Genomic DNA, 13,182 nt, shown 5'->3' on the forward strand with positions numbered 1-13,182 from the left:
CCACAGTTCGGGGCGCTGGCGGCGGGGGTCCCACTGGGAGAACTCGTCGCGCAGGGAGAAGACCCGTTCCTTGGCGCGGGCTTTCTCCTCGTCGCGGCGCCCGCCGCCGAAGACGGCGTCGAACTTCTCGCTCTGGATCTTCTCGGTGAGGGGGATGATCTGGAGGGGGTTGCGGGTGCCGTCGGGGCGCTCGCGGAGTATGCCCCGGTCGATGTAGTCCTGGACGGAGGCGATGTGCAGCCGCAGTCGGTGTTCTTCCACGACGCGGTCGCGGTAGGCCAGTACTTCGGGGAAGTTGTGGCCGGTGTCCACGTGGAGGAGGGAGAAGGGCACGGGGGCGGGGGTGGATGTGCACCGCCTCGGACTCCAACGCGTCCAGATGCGAGAGGGCGTACGGGCTGTCGGTCTCCTCGGAGACGGAGGCGACGGTCGTCATGCCAGACCCCTTTCGACGAGCAGCTTGTGGACGGCGGTGGCGGACTGCGCGACGGTCTGGTGCTGCGACTCGATGCGCAGATCGGGCGAGACGGGCTCCTCGTACGGGTCGTCCACTCCCGTCAGCCCGGAGATCTCACCGGCCGCCTGCTTGGCGTACAGGCCCTTCACATCGCGTACGGAGCACACGTCGACCGGGGTGGCCACATGCACCTCGACATACGCGGCGCCGCTCGCCTCGTGGCGCTTGCGCACGGCCTCGCGGCTGTCGGCGTAGGGGGCGATCACCGGGACCAGCGCCGTGACGCCGTTGCGGGCCAGCAGGTCGGCGAGGAAGCCGATGCGCTGCACGTTGGTGTGGCGGTCGGCGCGGCTGAAGCCGAGGTCCGCGGTGAGGAACTCGCGGATCTCGTCGCCGTCCAGCACCTCGACGAGGCGGCCGTCGGCGCGCAGCAGTCCGGCCAGCTCGTGGGCGATGGTGGTCTTGCCGGCGCTCGGCAGACCCGTGAGCCAGACGGTGGCTCCGGTTCTCAACGGCTTCTCCCGGGGATCGTGGGAAACGGTCTGGGGATCGTGGGGAAGGGCGCGGGGGACGGTCCGGTCGCCGTCGGCGGCCGTCATCCGTGCAGCCCGCACTCGGTCTTGGCGCGGCCCGCCCAGCGGCCGGCCCGCGCGTCCTCGCCCTCGGCGACACGGCGGGTGCAGGGGGCGCAGCCGACGGACGCGTAACCGTCCATCAGGAGCGGGTTGGTGAGCACCCCGTGCTCCGCGACGTAGGCGTCCACGTCGTCCTGCGTCCAGCGGGCGATGGGGGAGATCTTCACCTTGCGGCGCTTGTCGTCCCAGCCGACCACGGGGGTGTTGGCGCGGGTCGGGGACTCGTCGCGGCGCAGCCCGGTCGCCCAGGCCTCGAAGCGGGTCAGGCCCTCCTGGAGCGGCTTGACCTTGCGCAGGAAGCAGCACAGGTCGGGGTCGCGGTCGTGCAGCTTCGGCCCGTACTCGGCGTCCTGCTCGGCGACCGTCTGCTTCGGGGTGAGGGTGAGGACGTTGACGTCCATCACGGCCTCGACGGCGTCCCGGGTGCCGATGGTCTCGGGGAAGTGGTAGCCGGTGTCCAGGAACACCACGTCCACGCCGGGCATCGCCCGGGAGGCGAGGTGGGCGACGACCGCGTCCTCCATGGAGGAGGTCACGCAGAACCGCTTGCCGAAGGTCTTCGCCGCCCACCGGAGGATCTCCAGCGCGGAGGCGTCCTCCAGGTCGCGGCCCGCCTGCTCGGCGAGCGCCTTCAACTCGGCCTCGCGGGGCGACAGTTGAGTGTCACCCTCCGAGGCGGTGTCGGACCGGTCGGTCTGCACCGTGGTCATATCTGGTCCCCTCCCGTGTCGTGCCCGTGAAGCCCCCGGGCGAGCAGCCCGAGGAACTTCAACTGGAAGGCCCGGTTGCAGGCCCCGCATTCCCACGTCCCGTGGCCCTGCTCGCCCGGACGCAGGTCCTCCTCGCCGCAGTAGGGGCAGTAGAACGGCGCCGCGCGCTCGCTCACGACAGGGCCTCCTCGGAGGCGCGCGCGGCCCAGTTGGCGAACCGCTCGCCGTCCGCGCGCTCCGCCTGGAAGCGGCGCAGGACGCGCTCGATGTAGTCGGGCAGTTCCTCGGAGGTGACCTTCAGACCGCGCACCTTGCGGCCGAAGGACGGCTCCAGGCCGAGCGCGCCGCCCAGGTGCACCTGGTAGCCGCCGACCTGGTTGCCCTCGTCATCGGTGACCAGCTGGCCCTTGAGACCGATGTCCGCGGTCTGGATGCGGGCGCAGGCGTTGGGGCAGCCGTTGATGTTGATGGTGACCGGCTCGTCGAACTCGGGGAGCCGGCGCTCCAGTTCGTCGATCAGGTCGCTGCCGCGCTCCTTGGTCTCGACGATGGCCAGCTTGCAGAACTCGATGCCGGTGCAGGCCATCGTGCCGCGCCGGAACGGCGAGGGGTTCACCCGCAGGTCCAGCGCCTCCAGGCTCTCCACGAGGGAGTCGACCCGGTCCTGCGGCACGTCGAGGATGATCATCTTCTGCTCGACGGTGGTGGAGACCCGGCCCGAGCCGTGGCCCTCGGCGAGCTCGGCGACCTTGGTGAGCAGCGAGCCGTCGAGCCGGCCGACGCGCGGGGCGAAGCCCACGTAGAAGCGGCCGTCCTTCTGGCGGTGGACGCCGATGTGGTCGCGCCACACCTGCGCGGGCATCTCGGGCGCAGGGCCGTCGATCAGCTTGCGGTGGAGGTACTCGTCCTCCAGCACCTGGCGGAACTTCTCGGCGCCCCAGTCGGAGACCAGGAACTTCAGCCGGGCACGGTTGCGCAGCCGCCGGTAGCCGTAGTCGCGGAAGATCGAGGTGACGCCCTCCCACACGTCCGGCACCTCGGCCTCGGGCACCCAGGCGCCCAGCCGCACACCGAACTTGGGGTTGGTGGAGAGCCCGCCGCCGACCCACAGGTCGAAGCCGGGGCCGTGCTCGGGGTGGACGACGCCGACGAAGGAGATGTCGTTGATCTCGTGCGCCACGTCCAGCAGCGGGGAGCCGGAGACCGCCGTCTTGAACTTGCGCGGCAGGTTGGAGAAGCGCGGGTCGCCGAGGTAGCGGCGGGCGATCTCGTCCAGCGCGGCCGAGCCGTCGATGATCTCGTCCTCGGCCACGCCGGCGACCGGGGAGCCGAGCATGCCGCGCGGGCAGTCGCCGCACGCCTCGGTGGTGGACAGGCCGACCGATTCCAGCCGCTCCCAGATCGCGGGCACGTCCTCGACGCGCACCCAGTGGAACTGGATGTTCTGCCGGTCGGTGATGTCCGCGGTGCCGCGCGCGTAGCTCTCGGAGACCTCGCCGATGGCCCGGAGCTGCTCGGTGGTGAGCCGTCCGCCGGTGATGCGGACCCGCATCATGAAGTACTCGTCCTCGAGCTCCTCGGGCTCCAGCACGCCCGTCCGGCCGCCGTCGATCCCGGGGCGGCGCTGGGTGTACAGGCCCCACCAGCGGAAACGTCCACGCAGATCGTTGGGGTCGATGGAGTCGAAACCGCGCTTGGAGTACACCGTCTCAATACGTGTCCGTACGTTGAGACCGTCGTCGTCCTTCTTGAGCTGCTCGTTGCCGTTGAGCGGGGTGAAGTGCCCCACGGCCCACTGACCCTCGCCGCGGTGACGGCTCACCTTGCGGCGGGGCGCGGCGGAATTGCGAGGGGTGGCGGCCATGGTGGATACGTCCTTCGGGACAGCGGTGAGTGCGGCTCGTACCTGCGCGCACGGGCATGGTGGACAGGCGTGCGCGTCGTTGCGCAGGGGAGGGGGTGCTCGAAGAATCCGGTGGCGCTGGTGCTCAGCTCGCCGGACAGATGGCGCTGGACATGCGGCCGAGATCGACGTGGCGCCGACTCACCAAGGCGATTCCAGTTCCAGACATGACGGAAGCGTGGCACGGCAATCCGGACACCGTCCACCATCGTCCATTATCCGGACGCCCTTGTCCCGGATCGCGAGACAAGGGTGGTCATCGTCACATGCTTCCGGGGTTTGCGTGTCCTCGCAGGTCAGGCCGGGAACGCACCCGGCCAGGGGCCCGGGGAGGCCACCTCCCGCTCCTCCTCCACCTTCGTGTCGAAGAGGTGGAAGCCGCGCCGCTGGTAGTTGGCCAGCGCGTGCTCACCGTCCTTGCTGCACGTGTGCAGCCACACCCGCTTGGTCGGCGCGAGCCCCGGGTGACGCTCGGCCAGGTCCCACGCGCGTGCGATGCCGTACGACAGCAGATGGCCGCCGATCCGCCGGCCCCGGAAGGCGGGCAGCAGCCCGAAGTAGACGATCTCCACGACCCCCTCGTCCTGTGCCTGAAGCTCCACGTACCCGGCCGGTGTACCGCGCTCGTACGCGACCCAGGTCTCCACGCCGGGGCGGTCCAGATGCTCCCGCCAGCGGGCGTACGGCCACGGCAGCCGGTCGGTCCAGCGGATGTCGCCGCCGACCGAGGCGTACAGGAAACGGCTGAACTCGGGCGAGGGCACCTCGGCCCGGACGACGCGGACGTCGCCCTCGGGGGCCTCCGCGGGCAGCAGATCGGTGGGGGAGGTCTGCTCCAGGGACCAGGTGGTCACGGCGATGTTGCTCATGCGGCCAGACAACCACGGGGGCGCGGCCCGCTCCAAGGGCGGTCCGGCAGGGGAGACGGCCGGTGCGGGTGCGGGTGCAGGTGCGGGGGCACGCGGGTGTGAGGGTGCGGGGACCGGTTCCGTCAGTCCACCGTGTCGTCAGTCCACCGTGTCGTCGACCGACGACAGCGGCACCGCGTACAGCACGCGCTCCGGGATCGGCGTGCCCTCCCAGCCGTTGTCCGCGTCGGCCGCCCACTCCGTGAGCGTCCACAGCTCGCCGGTCTCCTGCCAGTACGACAGCGACTCGGTGTGCTGCCCCCAGCAGGCCTTCGTCCGGTCGGCGGTGCAGGTGGCGGCATCGGCACCGGAGTCCGACTGCCGCCACAGCGTGCCGTGCTTGCCGCGCGCGCCGGGGGCCTGACCGACGTACCAGTCGGCCTTGTCCGCCCCGTCCCGCCTGTGCGAGAGGACGCCCTGGACGCCGACCGCCTTCGTCTCGTACGCCTCGTCGGCGCCCGCATCGTCGTTCGCGTCGGTGCCGAGCAGGCCGGTGCGGGTGCTCTGGGTGCTGAAGTAGTAGCGCCAGAGCCGGGCGGGCTGGGTGCCGCCCGAGCTGAACCACTCGTTCGCCACCAGGCTGTCCGGGCTGGAGGTGCGGTCCAGGGAGACGGAGGCGAAGCACGGCACGTGGTCGTCGTCCGACGCGTCGCACGCGCCGCCGGTCAGGTTGTAGGAACCGATGGCGGGCAGCACGTACTGGTAGCCGTGGGCCGAGAAGCCGCCGCTCACCTTGCCGACCGCGCTGCTGTCGACGTCCGCCTGGAGGATCCGGTGCATGTCGAAGACAAACAGCGCGTTGTCGTGGTCGGCGCCGTTCTTCGCGGTGACGATCAGCTTGTCCTGGTACCAGACCATGCCGCCGAGGTGGGAGCGGACGGCGCCGAAGTCGGTGCCGCCGGAGAGCGGGGCGACCAGCAGCACCCAGCGGTACTTCAGGTGTGCCGGGTCGTTGGCGTCGATGAACGCGACCCGGGCGAGCCCCCGGTCGTCGGCGGGCTCGCCCGCCTTGTGGTCGTTGTGCGTCCAGCCGGCGAGGATCACCCGGTCCTCGCCCCACTTGCCGTCGTCGTCCGCGTCACCGGAGGTGGTGACGGACTGCGGCAGCCACTTCTGCGTCGTGGCGTCCCCCGTGTCCCAGCAGTATGCGCGGCTCGCCTCGGGTTCGACGGGCAGCGCGGCGCGCTCCGTGCCGTCGCAGTCGGCCTTGTTCCGCATCGGGTGATTGGCGCTCTGGAGCACGCCGTGCACGCCGACGTTGCCGCCCATCGCCTGGGTGAGCGTGTCCAGGCTGCTCTGCCGCACCAGGTTCTCGTGCAGCTGGAGCTTGCCGCGCTCGGCGGAGGAGGTGAGCGGGGTCAGCGGGCCCGGGTCGTCGTCGCCCGCCGCCTGCGAGGTGCTGATCAGGGTCGCCGCGGCGGTCAGGGCCAGCGCGGTGCCGGCCAGGGTGGCGCGCAGCGCGCGCCCTCGCCTCTGGCGCCGGTGTCTGCCGTGTCCCATCGCTGCCCTCCCGGGACCGTCAACCGTGCGGTACGGCCCCCTCGTTGGCCGTGGCACGAGTGGTGGTCCGGGAAGGATGCTACGGCAGTGGGCCTCGCGGCCCCCCGTCAACGGAAGAATTCGAGGGAGTTCCCTCGCGGAGCGGTGCGGGGGTTTGTTCTTCGGCCGCGGGAGGGGGAGGGGGGTTCTGCCGTGGGGCGGGTGCGGGCCGAGTGCGGCTGGTCGCGCAGTTCCCCGCGCCCCTTAAAAGCGCTGGGGCACCCGGGGTCTTCAGGGGTGCGGGGGCTGCGCGAACGGCCCCCACCGGCCGGCAGCCGCTCCACGACCGAACCCCCCGAGTTCTCCCGCGCCCCCCCCGAAAAATCAACACGCACCCGGGGCCGGCAGGCCCGACCCCCGTGCTCGCGCGACCCCCGGCGCCGTGGACGGGGGCAGCAACTGCCCCCGGTCAGCCGGAAAGCGGACGTCCACCTCCGCGTCCTCGTGCAACCGGTACGGCCGGTGGGCCAGCAACGTGCCCAGATACCGCCGCATCCGGGACAGCTCCGCACGGACGGTGACCGTGCGGCGCGGATCGCCGAACAGGTCCGCCGCCAGCGCGGACGCCGTCCGCCCCGCCCGGTCCAGCGCCAGCAGACACAGCAACTCCGCATGCCGCAGACTCAGTTCCTGCGTCCACGCCCCCGCCTCGCCGGACACCGTCACCGTCCAGTGGCGGGGCCCGGACACGTCCAGGACCATCCGCAGCGCCGTCCGCGCCCCCGCGGGCCGCTCCTGCGGCCGCAGCAGCCAGCCGCCCGGCAGCGGCTCCACCGCGCAGGGCCCGAGCCCCGGCACGGTTCCGCGCCCGGCGCTCAGCGACGCGGGCAGCGCCACCCGCGGGGTGTACGGCACCGACGTCACCGCCGCCGTCCAGCCGTCCCGGTCCACCGCGAGGGCCCTGCTGCCGTCCATCCGCGCCAGCAGCGGCGCCGCCACCGCGCGCAGCCGCTCCAGCGAGGTCAGATGCAGCTCGCGCAGCCGCGCCTCGGCGAGCCGGGCCACCGAGTCGACCCAGGCCAGCGTGGTCGGATGCATCGCCTCCAACGGACCGCTGACGTTGACGATGCCCAGCAGCCGGCCGTCGCGCGGATCGCTGATCGGCGCCCCGGCGCACGTCCACGGCAGCAGCGAGCGCACGAAGTGCTCGCCGGAGAACACCTGCACGGGACGCCGTACCACCAGCGGGGTCCCGACCCCGCTGGTGGCGACGGTCTTCTCGCTCCAGTCCGCGCCGACCTCCAGGCCCATGCCGTCCGCCCGGCGCAGCACCCGCGCGCTGCCCTCGCGCCACAGCACCCGGCCCTCGTCGTCGGCGACGACCATGATGTGGTGCGCGGCGTCCGCGACCGGCAGCAGCGTCTCGCGCAGCACCGGCACCACGTGCCGCAGCGGCGACGCCTGCCGGCGCCGCTCGATCTCGTCCCGGCCGAGGAGCGCGAAGCGCGGCTCGCGGTCCGGGTCGAAACCGCTGCGCAGCATGCGGCTCCAGGACTCCTCGATCACCGCGCGCGGCGCCATGCCCGCCCGCCGGGACCCGAGCGCGGCGGTGCGCACCTCGCCGAGCAACTGCGCCGCCTGCACGGGGTCCTGGGCGGCGAGCCGCGTCACGTCCAGCACAGTGTGGGCCAACTCGGTCCTCCCGGGGGCCCGTCCGCGCGGTGCACGGGCCCGTCGACTGTTCGCTTCCGTACCGCTCTGCTTGCGGCTCCATACTGCCGGTTCCCCGGTGACACAGGGGCACGCCACGGCCACGCAGGGCTGCGGCTTGCAACCTCATGCAACCCTGGCGAACAGCCGTACGGTGATTGAAACTTGTTCAAGCCGTTCCGGTGGTGCCCCCGAGGCGCCGCCGGTGGGGCCGCACAGCGGGGGTGGTGCCGTGTCGGCGCAGCACCACCCCCGCGACGTACGCCTTCGGCGCGGCGGTCCTCAGCCCACCGGGCGCGCCCGCTCCACCACCGACGCCAGGTCGAGCGTGTGCGGCAGGGTGCCGAACGCCGTGCCCCAGTCGCCGCCCAGCCGCGAGGCGCAGAACGCGTCGGCCACCGCGGGCGGCGCGTACCGCACGAGCAGCGAACCCTGGAGCACCAGCGCCATGCGCTCCACCAGGCGGCGGGCGCGGCCCTCGACGTCGTCCAGGTCGGCGAGTTCGGTGAGCAGGTTCTTCACCGCGCCGTCGAGACGGTGGTCCGCGCCCCGGGTGGTGCCGACCTCGCGCAGGAACGCGTCGATCGCCCGCGGCTCCCGCGTGAGCGCCCGCAGCACGTCCAGCGCCTGGACGTTCCCGGCGCCCTCCCAGACGGAGTTCAGCGGCGACTCGCGCAGCAGCCGGGGCATCCCCGACTCCTCCACGTACCCGTTGCCGCCCAGGCACTCGGCGGCCTCCGCCACCAGCGGCGTGCACCGCTTGGTCACCCAGTACTTGGCGGCCGGCACCGCGAGGCGCAGCAGCGCCCGCTCCTGCTCGCCGCCGTCGTCGTAGGCCGCCGCGAGCCGCAGCCCGAGCGCGGTCGCGGCCTCGGACTCCAGCGCCAGGTCGGCCAGGACGTTCCGCATCAGCGGCTTGTCGACAAGGAGACCCCCGAACGCCTCGCGGTGGGAGGCGTGGTGCACGGCCTGCGCCACCGCCTGCCGCATCAGCGCGGCCGCCCCGAGCACGCAGTCGAGCCGGGTCGCGGCGACCATCTCGATGATGGTCCGCACCCCGCGCCCCTCCTCGCCGACCCGGCGCGCCCACGTCCCGTCGAACTCGACCTCGGCTGAGGCGTTCGAGCGGTTGCCCAGCTTGTCCTTGAGCCGCTGGATCCGGAACACGTTGCGCGTGCCGTCCGCCAGTACCCGCGGCACCAGGAAGCAGGTCAGCCCGCCCGGCGCCTGGGCCAGCACCAGGAAACCGTCCGACATCGGCGCCGAACAGAACCACTTGTGGCCGCGCAGCTCGTACGTGCCGTCCTCGGCCAGCGGCCGGGCCTCGGTGGTGTTGGCCCGTACGTCGCTGCCGCCCTGCTTCTCCGTCATCCCCATGCCGAAGAGCACGCCGGCCTTCCGGGCGGCCGGGCGCAGCTCACGGTCGTAGATCATCGACGTCAGCCGCGGCTCCCACTCGGCCGCCAGCGCCGGGTCGGTGCGCAGCGCGGGCACCGCCGCGTGCGTCATCGACAGCGGGCAGCCGTTGCCCGCCTCCACCTGCGTCCACACCACGAAGGCCGCCGCCCGCCGCACATGCCCGGCCGGCCGGGTCCAGGCCGCCGTCAGCCCCGCCGAGACGCCCTTGCCGAGCAGCCGGTGCCAGGACGGGTGGAAGTCGACCTCGTCCAGCCGGTTGCCGTACCGGTCGTGCGTGCGCAGTCTCGGCGGGTTCTCGTTGGCCAGCACCCCCCACTCCTGCACCTGCGCGGAACCGGCCGTCCGTCCGAGACCCGTCAGTTCCCCGGTGACCTCCCCGAGGTGCTCCGGGGCCACATGCCGCTCGACGGCTTCCACGAGGGCCCGGTCGGCGGAGAAGACGTCGTAGCCGACCAGGGGCGGGGCCTGGTTGGTCACCGTGTGCGTGCTGGCTGCCATGCCAGGAACCTACCCTCCGGTACGGGGTTGGTCACCCGCTTCCGGGCGCCCGTGCGAAGAGCCGGGGCGACCAGGGGATGAGCACAGGGTCCGACGGCCGATACCTTTGGTCCGTGCAGCCAGCAAGTGAATCCCCCGACACGCCACCCGGCCGTTTCCACCGGGCGCGTGCCCTGTACCGGAATGTCTCCAAACGCCGGACCGCCTGGCTGCTCCTGAAGGACACCGTCAACTCCTGCATGGAGTACCGCATCCTCGGCCTCGCGGCGGAGGCGGCGTTCTTCACGCTGCTCTCCGTGCCGCCGCTGCTGCTGAGCCTGATCGGACTGCTCGGCTACGTCGACGCCTGGACCGGCACCGACACCATCAGCAGCCTCGAGAACAACATCCTCGACGCCTCCCGCACGGTCCTGTCCGACAAGGGCGTCACCGAGGTCGCCGAGCCGCTGCTGCACGACGTGATGAAGGGCGGCCGCCCCGACATCATCTCCATAGGCTTCCTGTTCGCCCTGTGGTCCGGCTCCCGCGCGGTGAACGTCTTCATCGACACCATCACCGTGATGTACGGCCTCGACGGCACCCGCGGCATCGTCAAGACCCGGCTGCTGGCGTTCGGCCTGTTCATCGTCGCCCTGCTGATCGGCTCCGTCGCGCTGCCGCTGACGGTGGCCGGGCCGGACGCGGTGGTCAGCGTGGTCCCGTGGTCCACGACGGTCGTCCAGATCCTGTACTGGCCGGTCGTCGTCGTCCTCTCCATCGTCTTCCTCACCACGCTCTACCAGGTCTCCGTGCCGGTGCGCTCGCCCTGGGTGGAGGACGTGCCCGGCGCGCTCGTCGCCCTCGCGATGTGGGTGCTCGGCAGCTTCCTGCTGCGCATCTACCTCACCAGCACGGTCGAGGGCCCCACGATCTACGGCTCGCTGGCCGCGCCCGTCGCCGTCCTGCTGTGGATCGGCGTCTCGGCGTTCGCGGTCCTGGTGGGCGCGGCCGTCAACGCGGCGATCGACCGCGTCTGGCCGGCCGCCGCGACCGCCGCCGCCCGCGAGGCCAACGAGCGGTTCCGCCGCGAACAGGCCGCGGAGTACGTCGCCCGCACGGCCGCCCTGCGCGACGAGGACCCGGACGACCCCGACATGCCCTCCGAGTTCCCCGAACGCTGGTCGCGCTTCCTGCCCCCGGAGGACGTGACGTCCCGCCTGCGCGCGCACGTCCGCAGCTATCACCACGGCGGCGGCAAGCCGACCGACCCCGGCGCGGGGCAGCGGCCCGGCTAGCCTGGCGGTATGTACGCGGAACGGGCGTCGCGGCTGCCCGGGGCGGTGGTCTGGCGCCGGCGGATGGAGCGCGTCGGCTCCGCCCGGCCCGAACGCCCCGTCCTGCCCGACGGCTGCATGGACCTGCTGTGGACCGACGGCCGGCTGCTGGTCGCCGGACCCGACACACACGCGTACGTCCCCGGGGCCGCGCCCGCGCGCTGGGCGGGCGTCCGCTTCCCTCCCGGCACCGCCCCGGCGCTGCTCGGCGTCCCGGCGCACGAGGTGCGCGACCGGCGCGTCGACCTCGCCGATCTGTGGCCGGCCGCCCGGGTCCGACGGTTGACGGCCCGCATCGACGGGGCACCGGACCCGGCCACCGCACTGGAGGCACTCGCGCTGGACCGGGCGGCGGACACGGACCCCCCGGACCCGCTGCTGACACAGGTCGTGGCCGCCCTGAACGCGGGCCACTCGGTGACCGAGACGGCCGAAACCCTCGGCATGAGCACCCGCCACCTCCACCGCCGGTCCCGCGCGGCCTTCGGCTACGGCCCGAAAACCCTGTCCCGTGTCCTGCGCCTGCAACGCGCGCTGAACCTGGCGGCGCGGGGCACGCCGTACGGGGAACTGGCGGCCCGCTCCGGCTACGCGGACCAGCCCCACCTGACACGGGAGGTGCGGGCCCTGACGGGGCTGACCCCGGGCCGGCTCTTCCGGCTCCGCTGATCCCGCGGCCCCCGCACACCGGCGGGAAGGGGAGGGGATGTCAGTGGCGGCGGATACTGTCCGTCGCACCGACTGGGGAGGGCTGATGGCGACCAGGTGGAGCATGACGATCGACTGTGCGTACCCGGCGAGACTGGCGGCGTTCTGGGCGCTGGCGCTGGGCTATGCGGAGAAGCCCCCGCCCGCGGGGTTCGGGAGCTGGGAGGAGTGGCTCGCCCATCATGACGTCCCGGAGGAGGAGTGGGACGACGGGGCGTACCTGTCGGATCCGGACGGTGTCGGCCCCGCCCTGTCCTTCCTGAAGGTGCCGGAGCCGAAGGTGGTGAAGAACAGGCTGCACATCGATGTGCAGGTCGGCGGCGGCCGCGAGACCCCGTGGGAGGTGCGCCGGCCGCGCGTGGCCGAGGCGGTGGAGCGGCTGACCGCGGCGGGCGCGACCGTGGTCCGCGAGGAGGAGATGGGAGGCAGACCGGACCACGTGGTGATGGCGGACCCGGAAGGCAACGAGTTCTGTCTGCTCTGACGGGCCCGGCCGGACCGACTGGCCGGTGCGCGACGGGTCGCGTTTTCCAACCTGGTTGGAGGCGTGGGAAGTTGAGATGCGTGGCACCCGTGTAGGACGAGAGTCCAACCCACTGCGGGCTCAGAAGGCCGTGACGGAGACCGCGGTGGGACCACGGGAAAGGGGAGCACCTCATGCACGCGCTGTCCGCGCATCAGGCAGGTATGGCCGCGGGGGACGGTGGGTCCATCGGCACGTCGCTGGCCGGTGTGGCGATCATCGTTCTGCTGCTGGCCTATGTGGTCCTTGTCATCGGGGCACTGATCAGTGTCGTCACCTCCGGAATGACGGGCGGGATGAAACTGGTGTGGATCGTCTTCGTGGTGGTGGCCCCGCTGATCGGCAGTCTTCTGTGGTTCTTCGTCGGCCGGCGCGACTCCTCCCGGAAGAAATCCCTCGTCTGACACGGATCGGCCAGGACAGGAAAGGCTGGCGCAGGACAGGCCAGGGCAGGAGAGGCCGGGGCAGGGCAGACCGGCGCAGGGGGAGGCCGGGGCAGGCCTCTCACAACGCCGCGTAGAGATCCACCGCGTTGCCGTCCGGGTCGTGCACGATCGCGTAGCGCTGGCCCCAGACCGCGTCCCACGGTTCGAGCTCGCCGTGGTGGCCGGCGGTCACCAGGGACTCGTACAACGCATCGACCTCGGCCGGTGTTTCGCAGCGCACGGCCAGGGACGCGCGGCCCCCGGCCGCGGAGGACGGCGGGTGCCAGCCGGGGCGGAAGGAGCGGACCACCTCCTCCGTGTCCAGCAGCAGCCGCGTCCCGCCGGGCACCGCCGCCTCCGCGTGCGGTTGCCGTTCGCTGCCCTCGGGGAAGTCGAAGCCCAGGCGGCGGTAGAAGGCGAGGGAGGCGGCCATGTCGGAGACGACCAGGCCGACCGCGTCGAATCGTGGAGTCATGCGGCCACCGTAGGCGCCG

General features: G+C 72.4%; 14 protein-coding genes and 1 pseudogene. 4 read left to right on the forward strand and 11 right to left on the reverse strand.

Annotated elements, in window-relative coordinates; translation table 11 throughout:
* From IO29_RS35030 to IO29_RS35070, 10 genes and pseudogenes are all read right to left on the reverse strand, one after another.
* A pseudogene (locus IO29_RS35030) lies at positions 1-436 on the reverse strand (phosphoadenosine phosphosulfate reductase family protein); the annotation flags it as partial.
* Positions 433-969, reverse strand: coding sequence for an adenylyl-sulfate kinase (gene cysC / locus IO29_RS35035; RefSeq protein ID WP_030383100.1), 537 nt, complete (start codon positions 967-969; stop codon positions 433-435). The gene cysC and the pseudogene IO29_RS35030, both read right to left, overlap by 4 nt.
* An 83-nt stretch (positions 970-1,052) precedes the next feature.
* Positions 1,053-1,802 (reverse strand): phosphoadenylyl-sulfate reductase, encoded by a 750-nt coding sequence (locus IO29_RS35040; RefSeq protein ID WP_030383099.1) that lies wholly within the window; start codon positions 1,800-1,802, stop codon positions 1,053-1,055.
* Complete coding sequence (locus IO29_RS35045) at positions 1,799-1,978, reverse strand: hypothetical protein (protein ID WP_030383098.1); 180 nt, start codon at positions 1,976-1,978, stop codon at positions 1,799-1,801. Before IO29_RS35045 ends, IO29_RS35040 begins: the two co-directional genes overlap by 4 nt.
* Complete coding sequence (locus IO29_RS35050; RefSeq protein WP_030383097.1) at positions 1,975-3,666, reverse strand: nitrite/sulfite reductase; 1,692 nt, start codon at positions 3,664-3,666, stop codon at positions 1,975-1,977. The genes IO29_RS35045 and IO29_RS35050 overlap by 4 nt, the downstream gene beginning before the upstream one ends.
* 124 nt (positions 3,667-3,790) lie before the next feature.
* On the reverse strand, positions 3,791-3,874 hold the full coding sequence (locus IO29_RS40310) for a putative leader peptide (protein ID WP_309486338.1): 84 nt from the start codon (positions 3,872-3,874) through the stop codon (positions 3,791-3,793).
* Positions 3,875-4,001: 127 nt separating this feature from the next.
* Positions 4,002-4,574: a GNAT family N-acetyltransferase gene (locus IO29_RS35055; protein ID WP_030383096.1), complete on the reverse strand. Its 573-nt coding sequence runs from the start codon at positions 4,572-4,574 to the stop codon at positions 4,002-4,004.
* Positions 4,575-4,712: 138 nt separating this feature from the next.
* Positions 4,713-6,113, reverse strand: a complete 1,401-nt coding sequence (locus IO29_RS35060) for a hypothetical protein (protein WP_030383095.1) — start codon at positions 6,111-6,113, stop codon at positions 4,713-4,715.
* A gap of 363 nt (positions 6,114-6,476) precedes the next feature.
* A complete protein-coding gene (locus IO29_RS35065; RefSeq protein WP_030383094.1) occupies positions 6,477-7,784 on the reverse strand; it encodes a GAF domain-containing protein in 1,308 nt (435 codons plus the stop codon).
* Between the two features lie 300 nt (positions 7,785-8,084).
* The gene (locus IO29_RS35070) at positions 8,085-9,719 is read right to left on the reverse strand and encodes an acyl-CoA dehydrogenase family protein (RefSeq protein ID WP_030383093.1); all 1,635 of its coding nucleotides are present in this window, start codon (positions 9,717-9,719) and stop codon (positions 8,085-8,087) included.
* A 113-nt stretch (positions 9,720-9,832) separates the two neighbouring features.
* On the opposite strand from IO29_RS35070, the gene IO29_RS35075 reads away from it, so the two are divergent.
* The 4 genes from IO29_RS35075 (at position 9,833) to IO29_RS35090 (ending at position 12,667) form a co-directional block, all read left to right on the forward strand.
* The gene (locus tag IO29_RS35075) at positions 9,833-10,993 is read left to right on the forward strand and encodes a YihY/virulence factor BrkB family protein (protein ID WP_078618563.1); all 1,161 of its coding nucleotides are present in this window, start codon (positions 9,833-9,835) and stop codon (positions 10,991-10,993) included.
* Positions 10,994-11,002: 9 nt separating this feature from the next.
* Positions 11,003-11,701: a helix-turn-helix transcriptional regulator gene (locus tag IO29_RS35080; protein ID WP_030383091.1), complete on the forward strand. Its 699-nt coding sequence runs from the start codon at positions 11,003-11,005 to the stop codon at positions 11,699-11,701.
* Between the two features lie 85 nt (positions 11,702-11,786).
* Positions 11,787-12,224 (forward strand): VOC family protein, encoded by a 438-nt coding sequence (locus tag IO29_RS35085; protein WP_030383090.1) that lies wholly within the window; start codon positions 11,787-11,789, stop codon positions 12,222-12,224.
* A 173-nt stretch (positions 12,225-12,397) separates the two neighbouring features.
* A complete protein-coding gene (locus IO29_RS35090; protein WP_030383089.1) occupies positions 12,398-12,667 on the forward strand; it encodes a PLD nuclease N-terminal domain-containing protein in 270 nt (89 codons plus the stop codon).
* A 100-nt stretch (positions 12,668-12,767) separates the two neighbouring features.
* Here IO29_RS35090 and IO29_RS35095 read toward each other — a convergent pair whose 3' ends face one another.
* Complete coding sequence (locus IO29_RS35095) at positions 12,768-13,163, reverse strand: VOC family protein (protein ID WP_078618565.1); 396 nt, start codon at positions 13,161-13,163, stop codon at positions 12,768-12,770.
* Between the last annotated feature and the right edge of the window lie 19 nt (positions 13,164-13,182).

It is taken from the genome of Streptomyces sp. NRRL F-6676 (genome assembly GCF_000725625.1).
Lineage (GTDB): Bacteria > Actinomycetota > Actinomycetes > Streptomycetales > Streptomycetaceae > Streptomyces.

Excerpts from the sequence above, each read along its gene's own strand:
- IO29_RS35055 (WP_030383096.1), bottom strand. The coding sequence starts at position 4,574 with ATGAGCAACATCGCCGTGACCACCTGGTCCCTGGAGCAGACCTCCCCC.
- IO29_RS35085 (WP_030383090.1), top strand. The coding sequence starts at position 11,787 with ATGGCGACCAGGTGGAGCATGACGATCGACTGTGCGTACCCGGCGAGA.
- IO29_RS35090 (WP_030383089.1), top strand. The coding sequence starts at position 12,398 with ATGCACGCGCTGTCCGCGCATCAGGCAGGTATGGCCGCGGGGGACGGT.
- IO29_RS35050 (WP_030383097.1), bottom strand. The coding sequence starts at position 3,666 with ATGGCCGCCACCCCTCGCAATTCCGCCGCGCCCCGCCGCAAGGTGAGC.
- IO29_RS35040 (WP_030383099.1), bottom strand. The coding sequence starts at position 1,802 with ATGACCACGGTGCAGACCGACCGGTCCGACACCGCCTCGGAGGGTGAC.
- IO29_RS35095 (WP_078618565.1), bottom strand. The coding sequence starts at position 13,163 with ATGACTCCACGATTCGACGCGGTCGGCCTGGTCGTCTCCGACATGGCC.
- IO29_RS35080 (WP_030383091.1), top strand. The coding sequence starts at position 11,003 with ATGTACGCGGAACGGGCGTCGCGGCTGCCCGGGGCGGTGGTCTGGCGC.
- IO29_RS40310 (WP_309486338.1), bottom strand. The coding sequence starts at position 3,874 with ATGTCTGGAACTGGAATCGCCTTGGTGAGTCGGCGCCACGTCGATCTC.
- IO29_RS35060 (WP_030383095.1), bottom strand. The coding sequence starts at position 6,113 with ATGGGACACGGCAGACACCGGCGCCAGAGGCGAGGGCGCGCGCTGCGC.
- IO29_RS35070 (WP_030383093.1), bottom strand. The coding sequence starts at position 9,719 with ATGGCAGCCAGCACGCACACGGTGACCAACCAGGCCCCGCCCCTGGTC.